The sequence below is a fragment of the Cobetia sp. Dlab-2-AX genome (genome assembly GCF_024124625.1).
GTDB lineage: Bacteria > Pseudomonadota > Gammaproteobacteria > Pseudomonadales > Halomonadaceae > Cobetia.
Genome location: NZ_JAMXRV010000006.1, coordinates 83,403 through 99,186 on the forward strand (window position 1 = coordinate 83,403; position 15,784 = coordinate 99,186).

The following is a 15,784-nucleotide window of genomic DNA, read 5'->3' on the forward strand; positions in this document are numbered from 1 at the left end:
GGGGCAGGACGTCGCGCCACACGTGATGGCCAGTCGTCATTATTGTCATGTAGCAACGGGGAGTGGTCATGAGCCTGGTTCCGATTCGCTGGGTAAGCCAGCAGGAGTGTGCGTCGCGGGAAGAAGACACGGCAGTAGTCCAGCCCGATGCCCGCGCTGGCGTCACTCATGATGTCACTTCTGATGTCACTCATCCGGCGGTGAAGCTTGCGTTGCTCGACCAGCGCCTGCTGCCGGGTGAGACCCGTGAGGTGCTGCTTGAGGATGCACGCGGGGTCGCGACTGCCATTACCGACATGGTGGTTCGCGGTGCACCGGCCATCGGGATCGCCGCCGCCTATGGCGTGGCGCTGGAGGCTTTCGTCATCAACCGCGAGGCCGGCGACTGGCCGTCACGCCTGGCCAGTGCCTGTGATGTGCTGGCTGCCTCGCGCCCTACAGCGGTGAACCTGTTCTGGGCGCTGGATCGCATGCGCAAGGTGATTGCCGCACACGCCACCCAATCGCAGGCCCCGTATGAAGCGTTGCTCAAGGAGGCCGTGCGCATTCATGAGCAGGATCTGGACGACAATCTGCGCATGGCCGAGTTTGGTGCCCAGGTGATTGCGGCCTCCCTTGCGCAAGGCGAGACGCAGTGCGAGGTCATGACCCACTGCAATACCGGCGCACTGGCCACTGGGGGCCACGGTACGGCGTTGGGCGTGATCCGTACCGCCTACGCCCAGGGCATTCTTGGCCGTGTGCATGTCAACGAAACACGCCCCTGGTGGCAAGGCTCTCGCCTGACGGCGTGGGAGCTGGTGCAGGAGAAGATACCCGCACGGCTGGCCGTGGAAGGCGCAGCCTCGTTGATCATGCAGCAGGGGGCCCGGACGCCGGAAGGGGTGCGCTGGTTGATCGTCGGCGCGGACCGCATTGCTGCCAACGGCGACACGGCCAACAAGATCGGCACCTTCTCGCTGGCCGTTCAGGCGCGTGCCCACGGCATCAAGGTCATGGTCGTGGCCCCGCTGGCCACGTTCGATGGCACCCTGGCCAGTGGCGCGGACATCCCCATCGAGACGCGCGGCGCCGACGAGCTGCGTGAGGCGGGTGGTCGCCAGATCGCGCCGCAGGACATCGATGTCTTCAACCCGGTCTTTGATGTCACACCGCATGAGTATATTGATGCCATCGTCACGGAACATGGCGTGGTAGAGTCGCCCGATAGCGACAGTGTCGGTGCGCTGCTCGGGCGCGCCATGCGCCGCTGATGGCGCTCCACAAGGTGGTCGCGCTCACCAAGCCTCAGATAGTGCAGGAATTTCGCACTCCTTGATCAAACTGGCATAATCTCTGCCTATGATGAAGGATGGTCGTTGATTGGCTTCGACGGCAGTAACCCGGTGGAGGTCCTTCGATGGTCCTCATCACGACATAGACACAAGGAAGACGCTACATGATACGCAAGGCTGTTCTGCCTGTTGCCGGTCTCGGCACACGTTGCCTCCCGGCCTCCAAGGCCATCCCCAAGGAAATGATCACCATCGTCGACAAGCCGGTGATCCAATATGTGGTGGAAGAAGCGGTCGCAGCCGGTATCAAGGAAATCGTGCTGGTTACCCATTCCAGCAAGAACGCCATCGAGAACCACTTCGACAAGCACTTCGAGCTGGAAACCACCCTGGAAGCCAAGGGCAAACTCGAGCTGCTCGAACAGCTGCGTAACATCATCCCGGATGACGTCAAGATCATCAGCGTGCGCCAGCCGGAGCCGCTGGGCCTGGGCCACGCCGTGCTGTGTGCCAAGCCGATCGTCGGTGATGAGCCGTTCATCGTCATGCTGCCGGACGTGCTGGTTGATGGCGAAGGGCTCGAGAAGAATGATTTGGCGCGCATGATGGAGGCCTATGAAGCCACCAACGCCGCCCAGATCATGGTCGAGAATGTTCCGCAGGACATGGCTTACAAGTACGGTATCGTCGCGATCGACGGTGACACGCCGGAAGCCGGCAAGTCCGCCCTGATCAATGGCATGGTCGAAAAGCCGGCCCCGGGCACCGAGCCGTCGACCCTGGCGGTCATCGGCCGTTATCTGTTGCCGGGCCGTATCTTCGAGCTTCTGGAGAACACTCCGCCGGGCGCCGGTGGTGAGATCCAGCTGACCGATGCCATCGACACCCTGCGTGACGACAAGGCCGTCGCGGCCTACCGCATGGCCGGTGACACCTACGATTGTGGCCACCAGCTGGGCTATCTTGAAGCGACTCTTTCCTTCGCCAAGCGTCACCCGACCTTCGGTGAAGGCTTCCGCGAGCTGCTGACTCGCTACCAGGAGAAATAAGCCATGCAGGTGCTGGTGCACGGAAGCGAACTGGCGGCGGCAACGGCCAGCGCCGCTCTGGCGAGCGTGGGTCACCGTGTCTGGTGGTGGCCGCATGAGGATATGGACTGGGCTGCCCTGGAACACGTCGACTGGTTGAACAGTGAGCCAGGCCTGCGTGAACGCCTTGATCGCCATCGGGAGCGCGGCGATCTCACCCTCATCGATGGGCTCGAGTCACTGCGGCGCATCGATATCCACTGGATCGCCGTCTCGCCGGACCAGCGCGAAAGCGCGCTGAGCCGTGTCGAGCAGCTGGTGGCGACCCTGGATGAGCCGCTGGTGCTGGTCAACAACTCGACCTTCCCGGTGGGCACGACCGAGCGTTTCGAGGCGTTGCTCCCGCGTGACGACCAGTACGCCGTCGCCTTGCCGGACATGCTGGAAGAGGGCCGTTCATTGGCCACCTTCGAGCGTCCGGCCCGCTGGTTGCTGGGCAGCGAAGCGGAACCTGCCACCCTGCGGGTGCAGGAGCTGCTGCGTGCCTTCAACCGACGTGAAGATGTCTTCCAGATCATGCCACGCCGCGCCGCCGAACTGACCAAGCTGGCCATCAACGGCATGCTCGCGACGCGTATCAGCTACATGAACGAAGTGGCGGGTCTGTCCGACTCCCTCGGCGTCGATGTGGAATATGTGCGTCAGGGCATGGGCGCCGATCCGCGTATCGGCTTCGGCTATCTCTATCCGGGTTGTGGGTTTGGTGGCCCGAACTTTTCGCGTGACCTGATGCGTCTGGCTGATGTCCAGTACCAGACAGGGCGTGAATCGATGTTGCTCGAGCATGTGCTCGACATCAACGAAGCCAAGAAGGAGACGCTGTTCCGCAAGCTGTGGCAGCACTTCGATGGTGAATTGCGCGGCCGTACCGTGGCGATCTGGGGTGCGGCATTCAAGCCGGGTACCGCGCGTATCGACCATGCGCCGGTGTTGACCTTGCTGGAAGCGCTGTGGGCCCAGGGCGTGCGCGTTCGCGTACATGATCCCGCGGCCTTGTCGGCGCTGGGTGAGGCCTGTGGCGCGCATCCGTTGCTGGAGCTGGTCGATGGCAACATGTATGACGCCCTGGAGGGGGCTGATGCCTTGATGCTGGTCACCGAGTGGAAGTGTTACTGGAACCCGGACTGGCAGCGCCTGAAGCGTGAGCTAGGCGCGGGCCTGGTGCTCGATGGCCGCAACATCTTCGACCCGCGTTACGTGGCAAGCCAGGGACTGGTCTATCGCGGTATCGGCCGCCGTGCCAGCCCCTGATGGGCAACTCGGTGGAACAGGCTGACGCGCTCTGAAGTTGATTTTCTCTCAAACTGATGCATCTTCAGGCTGACCCTTGCGTGCTCGGTATGCAAAAGCCCTCATCCGGAACCGGATGAGGGCTTTTTGTCGTGAGCGTCAGGCTTTTATCATGGGGCCCAAGCTTTTCATGATGACCGCCAGGCTGTCTTCAAGCCCAGGGCTCGAGCACGAACTTGCCCACGTGGCCCTTACTCAGAAACTGCTGTTGGGCAGTGACGATCTCGGTCAACGGGAAGCTGGCCGCGATCAGCGGGCGAATCTCGCCTTGCTCTACATAGCGAATCAGATTGGGGAAGGTGGCTTCACACCAGGCAGTGGTGCCTAGCAGTCGCAGATTCTTGAGGTACAGGTCGCGCAGGTCCAGCGTCACCATCGGGCCGGCGATGGCGCCGGTAGTCACCAGACGGCCGCCACGCGCGAGCAGCTTCATCATGATCGGGAAGTTGTCGCCCGCGACATTGTCGACCACCAGGTCGACGCTTTCGTGGCCCAGATGCTCGATCAGGTCGGCCTTGCGGTCCAGTAGCTTGTCGGCGCCGAGTTCTGCAAGAGCCTCATGCTTGGCGACGCCCGCCACGGCATACACCGTCGCGCCGCGGCGCTTGGCCAGCTGCAACGCGGCGGAACCGACCCCGCCCGAGGCGCCCAGAATCAGCACACGCTCTCCCGCCTTGAGCTCTGCCTGTTCGAGCATGTTTTCCGCCGTGCCGTAGGCGCAGGGCAGGGAGCCAAGCTCGACATCGCTCCAGTCACAGTCCACCGCGAACACTTCACTGGCGCGCACGCTGACGAATTGCGCGAAGGCGCCGTCGAAGTCCGAGCCCATCCATTCATTTTCCAGTGAGTCCCAGCCCTCGCTGCGCATGCAGGAGCGTACCAGCACGCGCTTGCCCAGCAGGCTGGTATCCGCATTCGGGCCCAATGCCACCACCTCGCCACAGCAATCCGTGCCCTGTATCAGGGGGAAGGGCGTCTCTCCCTTCCAGCCACCTTCCGGCGGCGCCGGCTTGTCAGTCGCCGTCTCTGCATCCGCGTTGTCATGCACGCTGCTGGCCTGTTGGGTCGCGGTGGTGATCGTGGAGGAATACCAGCCCAGACGCGTATTGATCTCGGTGTTGTTCATGCCAGCTGCCAGCACCTTGATCAGCACCTCGCCTTCACCGGGTGTCGGCACCGGGCGCTGCTGCGTCTCGAGGCATTCATAACCCCCATGGCCGGTGGTCACGATCGCCAGCATGGAGTCGGGCAGTGAGGAGGTCGAGGTATCAGTGGGCATCGGTATTCCCTTTTTAAAAGTATGTATTTCGTGCAGTCAAAGAATGCATTTCAAGCAGCGTGTGCCAACAATGCCGTCGAGTCTCTTGTCGTTGAGGCCCTGTGAACGATCAAAGGCACGCAACGAGTAGAGCATACGTTCTACTTCTACATCATTAGATAGGGGCAACGCCGTGGTTTGCAAGTCGACAGGCGAGATTCTTCTTCTGACGGCGCATTCCTTAGCGTAGCCAAGCCTTGCGTGTAGCAGGATCGCGGCAGGGTGACGTTGTCTTGAACGAAAAAAACCCCGCCAAGTGGCGGGGTTTTTAGAGCAGGGCACTCAGGCGTCATATCAGGGTGACGTTGAATGCCTTGGCTCAGCTGGAGTTCCGAGCGGTAAACGACTCGGCTTCCTGAGGCTAGCAAAGCTCGGTCTAGCCAAACTCAATCTGGAAAAGCTCAGGCTGCGAAGTTCTGTGCAGCGAATTCCCAGTTGATGATGTTCCAGATGCTTTCCAGGTACTTCGGACGTGCATTACGGTAGTCGACATAGTAAGCGTGCTCCCAGACATCGACGGTCAGCAGCGGAGTCTGACCAGACTTGGCGATCGGGGTGTCAGCATCGTCAGTGTTGACGATTTCCAGCTCGCCCTGGGCGTTCTTGATCAGCCAGGTCCAACCGGAACCGAAGTTGCCAGCGGCGGAAGTGTTGAAAGCTTCCTTGAAGTCAGCAACGGAGCCCCACTTGGCCACGATAGCGTCTGCCAGCGGACCGGACGGCTCGCCACCACCATTCGGGGACAGGCAGTGCCAGTAGAAGGTGTGGTTCCACACCTGAGCCGCCTGATTGAACAGACCACCCTGGGCGCTCTGGATGATCTCTTCGAGAGATTTTTCTGCGTCAGCAGTGCCTTCGACCATGCTGTTGAGCTTGGTGACATAGGCTTGGTGATGCTTGCCGTAATGGTACTCAAGGGTCTCGGCAGAGATGGTCGGCTCGAGTGCGTTCTTTTCGTACGGCAGTGCTGGAAGTTCAAATGCCATGGGGATCAGCTCCTTTTCCTCACCAATTGGGTCGTACTCTGCCTTCGTGGGGCTTGGGGCTGAGTATTTCAATGCCTGACCTGCCATCGCGTGATGGAGTAGGGCCAGACAAGCACAGTCTCAAGCTCCGCGACCAGCATCACTCCCAGCCCTGAAACTGGCCGCCCGCTCAGGCAGCGGGCAAGGGCGAAAGTGCATGACTCGCCGTGCATCCTTCATGCCGTGGCTACGCGCATGAAATGTGCAATCAGCGTGAAAAACCTTGTGAATCCAGATAGCTACGAAGACAGAGGCTGCGCGTATCGCAGTGTCTGGCACTATAGCACCCAGACACCGACAGGCCAACGCCGGTGGGCACTGACCGCGGTATCCTCTCAAGTGTCTTGCAAGGCTCGCGTTCATTGCCAGGCTCTTGTCCCATTCCTGCCACTCTGCCCTCGATGGCGGGCCATCGCGGGAACCTGATGAGATGACCGAGGTCAGCTGTTAGACTCGATTTCCTGTACGTGAACCGTGACTTATCTTTTGTAGCACCTGTATGACTGTACTTTTATACAGTATCGCGAAAAAGCGCACTTTCGGTCGTCTTGCATCTTCTGCGATGGGGCCAGTGAGCCCACCGACAAGCCCGAAGATGCTGCGCTGCCCCTTTCGCTGCTGATTGACTGCCGGAACTGGAGCCAGAATGCGGCCGCACAATGCTGAACCGTCTCTCAATGACTCACCGGACGATGCGCTGGTCGCGCGTCCCGACGATGCGCTTGGCGTGCATCACACTCGTCCCCCCGCGCCCAGACGCTGGCCGACGTGGCTTTGCCTCCTTGCCCTGGGGGGCGTGGTGGGCTGGCAACAGTGGCAGCTACATGACCTGCAGACCCTCGGGGGCGATCAACGCGATCAGCTTGGCGCGCGCGTCAGTCAACTCGAACGTTCCGTGGCCCAGCTTGAGCGGCAGGGCGATGAGCGCCTGAGCGAACTGCGTGATGCGCTGGGTGAGCAACTCAGCGCCCTGGACAGCCAGTTGAATGACACTGTGCTGCCGGCGCTGACCACCCTGCAGAAGGACAAGGCGTCCCTGTCGAGTGAGGCCGTCGCGCGCCTCGAGGCGCTGGAAGACAAGGTGACAAAGGACGCGGATGGCGCTCAAGCGCGTCTGACCGCCATGGACGAGGCGCTTGATCGTCTGGAGGGTCGCGTCACGACGCTTGCCCAGACAGGTGACAATCACGCGACCCTGATCACGGCGCTGCAAGGTTCGATGGCGGCGCTGGAATCGCTCAGCCGTGATGGCCGTGCAGCGTTGGGCGCGCGCCTGGACGCCCAGTCGGCCACGCTTGGACACCTCGAGCCGCTGGTGGACGAGACCTCCAGCACCCTGGACACGCTGGCTACCCGCATCGAGACCTTGCAGAGCGATATCGAGAGCAATATTGAAAGCGTTAGCGCCGAGCAGTTGGCCTCGCTCGAGACTCGACTCACGGCACTCAAGACGGACCTGGACACGCAACAGACCCAGACGCGTGACTTGCAGCAAGCGCAGCAGCAACTGAGCGAGACGCTGAAGGCACTGCCGGAGCCGGTGGCGGCTGCTGATGGCGATGAACTGGCCAGCAAGCTCAAGGGCCGTTTCGCGCCGCTTGACGAGCTGGCAGCGCTTGAGACCGCGCAACGCTCACTGGCCTCCCAGCTGGGCGAGCTGCGCCGTCAGCAGACAGCGCTCAGTGCCGGCCTGGAAGCCAGCTCACAGGGGGCGTCAAACGACACACGAGAGCAGTTGCGCTCGCTGGATGCCAGCCGCCGTCAGCTGAGCGGACGTGTCGCGTCACTGCTGGGTCAGGTGTCTGAACTGGAACAGCGCGTCAATCGACTAGAGCGCCGTTGAGCCTGTGAAGCAGGGATACAAGTAACGACGATATGGCGTGGCCCGCCATCCAGGCAGGCCATGTGCAACGCCCCGTGATGACCGAGCGCCGCACGACATGATGAACGGGAACGATGGACAGTGCTTTCCACCAGCACTCAACAAAGGACGAATCATGAGTGGCGACAACAAAGAGCCTGCTCGAGCGACCGGGCCGCGCGGTTTGCCGCATCGCTATCTGACGCCGCTGATCCTGTGTGGCGGTCTGTGCTTCGCATCCCAGGCGCTGGCGATCGATGCCGCCGTCAAGGGCGTCAAGGGCGCGACGGCCACCAATGTGGTCAACTTCCTGGCCGGGATGACGCTCGAGGGCGATGCGCCGGCCGAGCGCTATGAGGATGAGATCATCCGGCGCACCCAGGAAGCGCTGCAGGCCTTCGGTTACTACGATGCCCAGATCACGCTCCGCTATCCCGAGAAGGGGCTGCTGGGCGGCGATGATGTGGTCGTGACGGTGGATGCCGGTGAGCCGGTCACCATCGAGACGCTGGAGCTGCGACTCGAGGGCGACGCCGCGCGTGACAAGGTCATGAAGAAGGTGTTGGCCGACGCCGACCTCGAGGAAGGCGATGTGCTGCGTCACTCACGCTATGACAGCCTCAAGTCGACTCTGACGTCGCTCAGCCTCGAACGCGGCTATTTCGACACCTCCTTCTCCCAGCAGCGCATCGAGGTACGCCCCTGGCTGCACTCGGCACGCATCTATCTGGTCATGCAGAGCGGTCAGCGCTACCGCTTTGGCGATATCACCTACCTCAACAGTCAGATAGAGCTGGATCGCGTCAAGGCCATGCAGCCGTTCAAGACGGGAGATTATTACGAAGCCGACAAGTTGAACCAGTTCAACCAGCGGCTCAGTGAGGCCGGCTGGTTCCGCTCGGCCGCGATCAAGCCACAGCTCAATCCGGGCGCCGAACTCAAGACCACCAGCCCCGACAGCGAGATCAAGACCCCTTATGCCGAGGCACAGGGCTATGAGGGGTCATGGCTTGCCGATGTCGAGAGGACTGAAATCGAGGCGGAGGCTGATGACGCTGGCTCCGCTGTGGCTGGCACTAAAGAAGCCGCTGGCAACGACACGCCGGTGCTGACGGGCGATGCGCTGGAGGCCGCGGTCAAGACGGCCAACGGCCCCATCATCCCCGTGGACATCAGCCTGATTCCCGCTGACCGTCACAAGTTCGAGACCGGTATCGGCTACGCGACGGATGTCGGGCCACGCCTGCAGTTCAGCTGGGAGATGCCGTGGGTCAATCGCTATGGCCATAGCCTGACCAACAGCTTGTTCCTGTCCTCGCCGGAACAGACCTTCGAGGGCGAATACCGCATGCCGCTCGAAGACCCGCTCAAGGATAGCTATATCCTCGAGTACGGGATGTCGAACACCGACGATGAAGATACCGAGAGTCTCGAGACCACCGTGCGCTTCACCCGCGAATGGAAGTTCGACAATGGCTGGACCCAGCGCGTGTTCTTCGGTTCCACCTATGAGGACTACACCCAGGCGGACGAATCCGGAGCCGTGCTGCTGCTGTATCCCGGCGTAAGCTGGAATCGTACCCGCACCCGTCCCAAGACCTTCCCGATGTGGGGCGACCGCCAACAACTGACTTTCGAGTACGGCGATCAGTTGTGGGGCTCGGACGTGACCTTCCTGCGCTCCCAGTTCAACACCAACTGGATACGCTCCATCGGCGACAACCATCGGTTCGTCGCGCGCATGGGCGTCGGCCACGTCGATACCGACAATTTTGATGACATTCCACCTTCGATGCGCTTCTTCACCGGGGGCGACAACAGTGTGCGTGGCTATTCCTACGAAACACTCGCCCCGGAAGATGATGACGGCGATCTGGAGGGCGGTAGCTCGTTGCTCACCAGCAGCCTGGAATACGATTACCGCCTGACCGGCGACTGGTGGGGCGCGACCTTCTACGACGCCGGTAACGCCTTCAATGGCTGGGACGCACTCGAGCTCAAGACGGCGGCCGGCATGGGGATTCGCTGGATCTCGCCGGTGGGGCCGATTCGTCTCGATATCGCCCATCCCTTCGATGACGATGACAACGATTACCGTATTCACTTTTCGATCGGGCCGGAATTCTGAGCGGGCCGCGTCTCTAAAACGTGTGTCGTGCGGATCAAGCGCCAGCAAAGGACCCTCAGCTGAGCGGGTGAGCTGATAAAAAAGATATGGAGATGTTGGAATTGTCTAATCCCTATGTACGTCGGGGCGGCCTGGTCATCCGGTTGCTGATATGGCTGCTCGTGTTCCTGATCGGGCTGACGATGCTGCTGGTCGGGGGCGTGCTGTCTCCGTGGGGCACCGGGCTGGTGCTCGATCAGGGGCGCTCGCGTGGCTTCATCGATTATTCCCGGGCCTCCGGCTCACCGCTGGAAGCGCTGTCACTCAAGGATGTCTCGCTGGACCTGCCGGGGCTGGCCGTCAATGCCGACTCGATGTCACTGGTCTGGGGCGAGGACTGTCTGCTCAAGGGCAAGCTGTGCCTCGAGTCGCTGGAGTCCAGTGGTCTCGCGATCACCCTGAGCGATAGCGGTGCCAGCACTGAACCGGAAGCGGAGAGCGGTGAGAGCCTCAACGTGCCCATCGTGGTGCCGATTCCCATCGAGGTGCGCAAGGTCGCCATTGATGACTTCGCCCTGGCGCTGGCGGATGGCAGTCGCGTCACCTTTGATCATTTCCATACCTCGGCCGCGCTGTCAGTGAGTACGCTGACGCTTGGCGAGACACGCCTGATCACCAGTCGTTTCATTCCCGCCGATGCCGCCGCGGCGCAAACGACGTCAGACACTGCCAGCCTCGAGGGAGTGAGCATCACGCCTGAGGCTCAGCAAGCGGCAAGTGAAGTGGTCCACACTCAGGTCGTGGCGTCTCAAGCCGAGAGCGCCGCCAAGGCCATCTCGAATGAGACCATCTCGAACAAGGCCATCACGGATGACGCCGCAGAAGTATCTGACACGACTGCCGCTGAAACCACGGATGAGCCAGCACAGGCCGGGCGCATCGCCTTGCCGGAAGTCTATCTTCCGCTGACCATCGAGGTTCCCGACCTCGCCATTGAAGACTTTGCGCTCAAGGGGCCAAGCCCGTATGAGGTCAGTCGCCTGTCGCTGGCACTCAAGGCGGAAGGGCATGACATCACGCTCTCGCGTCTCGAGGTCGATTCCCGCGACGTTAACGCCGATCTCGTGGCGCAGGTCACCTTGAAGGACGAGTATCCGCTGAGCGCCACGCTCAATGCCGAGACCCTGATTGACCCCGTGCGTCATGAAAAGCTGCGCCTGTCTCTGGAAGGCTCGCTGGCGGATCTTGAAGCCTCTCTCAAGGCCGACGGCCCACTTGCCGCTGAGCTGGTGGCCAGCGCGGATGTACTGGACAGTGATCTTCCCTTCGAGGCGCGCCTGAGCTCCGAGCGGATCACCTGGCCCTTTGCCGCCGTCGCTGATGCCTCTGATGGCACCCCCGCGGATGCGCAGACGGGCGCTCAGACAGCGACTCAAGCCAAGGATGGCAAGAATACGTCCGGCACCGCTGCCGCTGCCTCCTCGACGCCTGACTATAGTGTCGAGAATCTGGCGCTGGTCGCCAAGGGCTCACTGTCGGGGTATACGACCACGCTGGATGCCATCATCGAGGGGCGTGACATTCCACGCGCCACCTTGTCATTGACAGGCGACGGTGATCTCGCGCATTACCGCTGGCAGCCGCTCAAGATCGCCCTCAAGCGTGGCTCCGCGACCACCCGCGGCGAGATTCACTGGCAGGAAGGTATCCAGGTTGCGGCCGAGCTAGCCCTCGACAAGCTGCATCCCGAGGACTTGCTGCCGGCCCCGACCGGAGGCGGTCAGAAAGCCGTGCGTGGTGAGCTGAGTGGCAATCTCGTGGCCAGCTTCCAACAGCCGCAGCAAGGTCCGTGGGCCGTGGATGTCAGCAAGCTGGATATTCATGGCACCTTGCTCGAGCGTCCGCTCACGCTGACTGGCAAGCTTTCAGGCAATGCCGACATGCAATGGAACGTCAACGCGCTGGAGCTGCGTCAGGGCCAGAACCGGCTGAGCGCCAAAGGCAAGATTGCCAAGACCATCACCCTGGCGGCCAACATCGATTTTCCGGCGCTCTCGACCCTGACGCCGGATATCGCGGGTGAGCTCAAGGGCAAGATCGATGCCTCGGGCACGCTCGACAAGCCTCAGCTGGCCAGCAACTTCACCGCACGGCGTCTGCAGATCGGTGAGAACCGTATCTCCGACTTGGCGCTGTCGGCCGGGGTCGATGCCCGCAAGCGGGGGATCGATGACCCGGCACTGGATATCGCTCTGAATGCCGATGATGTCAGAGCTGGCGGACAGCAGATCGCGACGGTCGCGCTGACGCTGGGAGGCTTCCTGAGCGATCACACCCTGCAGTTCGATACCGAGATGGCCGGTGAGATGCCGCTGTCTCGTCTGGGGCTGACTCTCAAAGGTGGGCTCGACAAGACGCGTGAGCATTATCGCGGTGCGCTGTCTCCGCTGACGGCGAATACTGATTTCGGGGACTTCAACTTCGACACGCCGGCGAGCTTCGATGCCAATCTCGCCAAGGGTAGCGTGCTGGTGCAGCCGTTCTGCCTGAGTCGTGAACAGGGCGGCCAGATCTGTGTCGCCGAGCCCTTGAGCGCGGGCAATGACGGTCAGGCCGTGGTGACGCTCGAGGGGATTCCGCTGGACATGGCCCAGAGCGCCATGCCGGAGAGCTGGACCATCGGCGGTGCCACGGGCGGCAAGATCACGGCAAGCTGGAAGCAGGGTGGCCAACGCTGGAATGCTGACGCGGAGCTGGCGGGTAAGTTGACGCTGGCCGGCGAAGACGCCGACGGCAATGCCTGGTCTCTGCCGGAGACCACCCTGCAACTGGCGCTGGAGGCCACGCCCGACAAGGCCGATCTCGATACCCAGATTCGTCTCGACAGCGCTGGCGGCATCGGTCTCACCGTGTCGGTCCTCGACCCGGCGGGCGCAGGTCAGCTGGATGGTTCGCTGGCCATTCGCGACATCGACCTCTCGCCGTATCGTCCGCTGGTGGCGGGCATGACTCAGCTGGAAGGCAATCTGGCGGGTGACGTCGAGGTCGGCGGCAACCTGAGCCTGCCGTCGCTGACCGGCCCGATCGCGCTGACCGGCGTCAAGGTGCAGGGCGAAGGCCTGCCGGTGTCGCTGTCGGATGCCCAGTTCACCGTCGACTTCGATGGCAACAGTGCCGATATCGATGGCTATCTGGTGGGCAATGATGCGCGCTGGGGCATCGATGGCGAGGCAGCCTGGCCGACGCTTGAGGACTGGACGGCATCATTGAACCTCGACGGTGCGAAGAATCCGCTCGAGCTGCATATCGCCGGGATCGGCCGCATGCGCGTCGCGCCGGATCTCGAGATCAATGCCAGCCCCACGCTGCTCAAGCTGCGGGGGGACGTCAAGGTGCCGTGGACACGCATCGAAGTGGACCAGGTGCCGCCGTCTGCCGTGTCACCCTCCAGTGACACCATCATCATCGAGCGTCCCAGTGATGAGAACACCTCCAACCCGGCCGAGCTTGCCGATGGCAGCGATACCGCCAAGGCGCTCAACGAGGCCGGCATGGCGCTGGATGTGCGTATCGGCATCCATATCGGGCCGGATGCGCGCCTGGAGGCGATGGGGCTCAAGACCAAGCTCAGAGGCGATCTCGATGTGCGCCAGTCCAAGGGCGGCGTGCAGGTTTTCGGTGAGGTCAATCTGGTCGACGGAACCTACAAGAGCTTCGGGCAGGACCTGCAGATCAGCAAGGGGCAGGTCTTGCTGGCCGGACCGCCTTCTAGCCCCCGTCTGAATATCGAGGCGATCCGTGATCCTGACAACACCGAGGACGACGTGACCGCAGGAGTGCGTGTGACCGGACTTGCCTCGTCACCCAGCGTCGAGATCTTCTCGGACCCGTCGATGGATGAGTCCTCGGCACTGAGTTATCTGCTGCGCGGTGAGGGCCTGGACAGCGACACCAGCAGCGACAGTGCGGTCACGTCCGCCTTGATCGGCATGTCGCTGGCGCAAAGTGGTCAGGTGGTCGGCCAGATCGGGGAAACCTTCGGTGTGCGCGACCTGAGTCTGGACAGCTCCGGCAGCGGCGATGACAGCCAGGTGGTGGTCAGCGGCTATATCGCCCCGGACCTGAAACTCAGTTACGGCGTCGGGCTGTTCTCGCCGATCGCGGAGCTGACACTGCGCTACAAGCTGTTCCGCAATCTGTATGCCGAAGCGGTGTCTGGCACGGCGCAGGCCGTGGATCTGCTCTACAGCTTCTCGCTGGGTCGCAGCGAGCTGGCGCCCAGAGTCGGCAAGGACAGATGACACGTCAGGCCAATTGATTGCCTAAGCTTCAGCCCCCATCGACAGGTTCGGTGGGGGCTGTCTCGTTTTGGAGGGGGCGTTTCAATGAGCTTGTCTCAAAGCGCTCGTTTCGAAGGGCTCGCAACGCTTATGCTCGAGAACTCAATCTCAATCTCAAGCGCACGCGCGTCAGCACAAGACGCTGACGGTCACGCAGTGCAGCAACGCTTGATCTTCTTGCCGCTGCCACAGGGACACAGGCTGTTGCGCCCTGGCGTCAGTGTCTGCCACTCGGCATCACCGTCGACATAACGCCAGTGATGGCCATCGTGATGGAAGCGGCTAAGTTCCTGCAATTGTTGGAACTTTCCCTGCTCGAAGAAGGTGGCATGAAAGCGTACCATGCCGGTATCGGCATCTTGTCCGCTGTCCAGAATCTCCAATACCAGCCATTGCGGGCCAGCACCTTCGAGATCGGCGCGTGCCGGGCAATGGGCCGGGTCCCAGCTGTCGATCAGGAAATCGCTGAGCGACAGGCAAAAGGCACTGTAGCGGGCGCGCATCAATTGCTCGGGGCGTTCGGCGCGGGTGATGTCAGCATGAATCGGCTGACAGCAATCGGCGTAGCGTCGCGCCTTTGCGCTGTTGGGCTGGCAGGGGCAGATCTTGGGGGGCAGAGATGACATCATTGAACCTATACACGATTGCACGACGCGACACAGGAGAGAGTCCGCCATGTGGATAACGGAAGATAAGCAGACCATTCCTTCAGCGCAGGACAGCTTGCCAGGGCGCAGTGAAGCGGTTCGCATCAGCGGCGTTCATCACGTCAATGGCCGCTCGATTGTACCGCCGTTCGACAGTGAGTGTGAGGAGATCGTGCTGGGGCTGGGCTGCTTCTGGGGAGCCGAGCGCCTCTTCTGGCAGCTGCCGGGCGTCAAGGTGACGGCGGTCGGCTATGCCGGCGGCCATACGCCGAATCCGAGCTATGAAGAGACCTGTACCGGCAAGACAGGCCACACCGAGGTCGTACGCGTGATCTTTGACCCGACGGTGATCGGTCTGCCGGAGATCCTGCGGGCCAGCTTCGAGGCCCATGATCCGACCCAGGGCATGCGTCAGGGCAATGACATCGGCAACCAGTACCGTAGCGCGATCTATTACACCCGCGAAGACCAGCGCGCCATCGTCGAGAAGAGCATGGCCGACTACCAGCAGGCGCTGGATCAGTCCGGTCTCGGCCGCATCACCACCGAGGTCGCACCGCTGCGCGAGTTCTACTACGCCGAGGAATATCACCAGCAGTATCTGGCCAAGAATCCGGGTGGCTACTGCGGTCTGAAAGGCACGGGAATCAGCTGTCCCATCGGCTGACAGCCTGGCACAGTCTCAAGACAGGCAGGACATGGCTGCCATGAGACTGTGCTGAGAGATTACCGCTGAGAAACACGAAAGCCTCATGGTCGCCGCGAAGTTCACGGCCACCATGAGGCTTTGTTCTGTCTGGAGCAGCCTTAGGTCAGGCGCTGCGATGCACGGTG

General features: G+C 61.9%; 10 protein-coding genes. 7 read left to right on the forward strand and 3 right to left on the reverse strand.

Going from position 1 to position 15,784, the window contains the following annotated elements; all coding sequences use genetic code 11:
* Positions 1–68: 68 nt before the first annotated feature.
* The 3 genes from mtnA to NH396_RS11465 all read left to right on the forward strand — a co-directional run bounded on the left by mtnA (position 69) and on the right by NH396_RS11465 (position 3,613).
* Positions 69–1,253, forward strand: a complete 1,185-nt coding sequence (gene mtnA / locus NH396_RS11455) for an S-methyl-5-thioribose-1-phosphate isomerase (RefSeq protein ID WP_253063744.1) — start codon at positions 69–71, stop codon at positions 1,251–1,253.
* Between the two features lie 185 nt (positions 1,254–1,438).
* Positions 1,439–2,323: a UTP--glucose-1-phosphate uridylyltransferase GalU gene (gene galU, locus NH396_RS11460; RefSeq protein ID WP_054556681.1), complete on the forward strand. Its 885-nt coding sequence runs from the start codon at positions 1,439–1,441 to the stop codon at positions 2,321–2,323.
* A gap of 3 nt (positions 2,324–2,326) precedes the next feature.
* A complete protein-coding gene (locus NH396_RS11465) occupies positions 2,327–3,613 on the forward strand; it encodes a nucleotide sugar dehydrogenase (protein ID WP_253063754.1) in 1,287 nt (428 codons plus the stop codon).
* Between the two features lie 190 nt (positions 3,614–3,803).
* On the opposite strand, the gene NH396_RS11470 is transcribed toward NH396_RS11465, so the two are convergent.
* Both NH396_RS11470 and NH396_RS11475 read right to left on the reverse strand, forming a co-directional pair.
* Entirely contained in the window at positions 3,804–4,931 is a 1,128-nt protein-coding gene (locus NH396_RS11470; protein WP_253063756.1) for an alcohol dehydrogenase family protein, read from the reverse strand.
* A 440-nt stretch (positions 4,932–5,371) separates the two neighbouring features.
* The gene (locus NH396_RS11475) at positions 5,372–5,956 is read right to left on the reverse strand and encodes a Fe-Mn family superoxide dismutase (RefSeq protein WP_253063758.1); all 585 of its coding nucleotides are present in this window, start codon (positions 5,954–5,956) and stop codon (positions 5,372–5,374) included.
* A 685-nt stretch (positions 5,957–6,641) separates the two neighbouring features.
* On the opposite strand from NH396_RS11475, the gene NH396_RS11480 reads away from it, so the two are divergent.
* From NH396_RS11480 to NH396_RS11490, 3 genes are all read left to right on the forward strand, one after another.
* Positions 6,642–7,838, forward strand: a complete 1,197-nt coding sequence (locus tag NH396_RS11480; RefSeq protein WP_253063760.1) for a hypothetical protein — start codon at positions 6,642–6,644, stop codon at positions 7,836–7,838.
* Between the two features lie 154 nt (positions 7,839–7,992).
* A complete protein-coding gene (locus NH396_RS11485) occupies positions 7,993–9,984 on the forward strand; it encodes an autotransporter assembly complex family protein (RefSeq protein ID WP_253063762.1) in 1,992 nt (663 codons plus the stop codon).
* 92 nt (positions 9,985–10,076) lie between these two features.
* Positions 10,077–14,264: a translocation/assembly module TamB domain-containing protein gene (locus NH396_RS11490; protein ID WP_253063764.1), complete on the forward strand. Its 4,188-nt coding sequence runs from the start codon at positions 10,077–10,079 to the stop codon at positions 14,262–14,264.
* Between the two features lie 188 nt (positions 14,265–14,452).
* On the opposite strand, the gene NH396_RS11495 is transcribed toward NH396_RS11490, so the two are convergent.
* Positions 14,453–14,929, reverse strand: coding sequence for a YchJ family metal-binding protein (locus NH396_RS11495; protein ID WP_253063766.1), 477 nt, complete (start codon positions 14,927–14,929; stop codon positions 14,453–14,455).
* Between the two features lie 49 nt (positions 14,930–14,978).
* Here NH396_RS11495 and msrA point away from each other — a divergent pair, with 49 nt between their 5' ends.
* Positions 14,979–15,617 (forward strand): peptide-methionine (S)-S-oxide reductase MsrA, encoded by a 639-nt coding sequence (gene msrA, locus NH396_RS11500; protein ID WP_131432038.1) that lies wholly within the window; start codon positions 14,979–14,981, stop codon positions 15,615–15,617.
* The last annotated feature ends 167 nt before the right edge of the window (positions 15,618–15,784 follow it).

What these genes read in the sequence shown, in the direction of transcription:
- mtnA (WP_253063744.1), top strand. Translation starts at nt 69, where the DNA reads ATGAGCCTGGTTCCGATTCGCTGGGTAAGCCAGCAGGAGTGTGCGTCG.
- galU (WP_054556681.1), top strand. Translation starts at nt 1,439, where the DNA reads ATGATACGCAAGGCTGTTCTGCCTGTTGCCGGTCTCGGCACACGTTGC.
- NH396_RS11465 (WP_253063754.1), top strand. Translation starts at nt 2,327, where the DNA reads ATGCAGGTGCTGGTGCACGGAAGCGAACTGGCGGCGGCAACGGCCAGC.
- NH396_RS11470 (WP_253063756.1), bottom strand. Translation starts at nt 4,931, where the DNA reads ATGCCCACTGATACCTCGACCTCCTCACTGCCCGACTCCATGCTGGCG.
- NH396_RS11475 (WP_253063758.1), bottom strand. Translation starts at nt 5,956, where the DNA reads ATGGCATTTGAACTTCCAGCACTGCCGTACGAAAAGAACGCACTCGAG.
- NH396_RS11480 (WP_253063760.1), top strand. Translation starts at nt 6,642, where the DNA reads ATGCGGCCGCACAATGCTGAACCGTCTCTCAATGACTCACCGGACGAT.
- NH396_RS11485 (WP_253063762.1), top strand. Translation starts at nt 7,993, where the DNA reads ATGAGTGGCGACAACAAAGAGCCTGCTCGAGCGACCGGGCCGCGCGGT.
- NH396_RS11490 (WP_253063764.1), top strand. Translation starts at nt 10,077, where the DNA reads ATGTTGGAATTGTCTAATCCCTATGTACGTCGGGGCGGCCTGGTCATC.
- NH396_RS11495 (WP_253063766.1), bottom strand. Translation starts at nt 14,929, where the DNA reads ATGTCATCTCTGCCCCCCAAGATCTGCCCCTGCCAGCCCAACAGCGCA.
- msrA (WP_131432038.1), top strand. Translation starts at nt 14,979, where the DNA reads ATGTGGATAACGGAAGATAAGCAGACCATTCCTTCAGCGCAGGACAGC.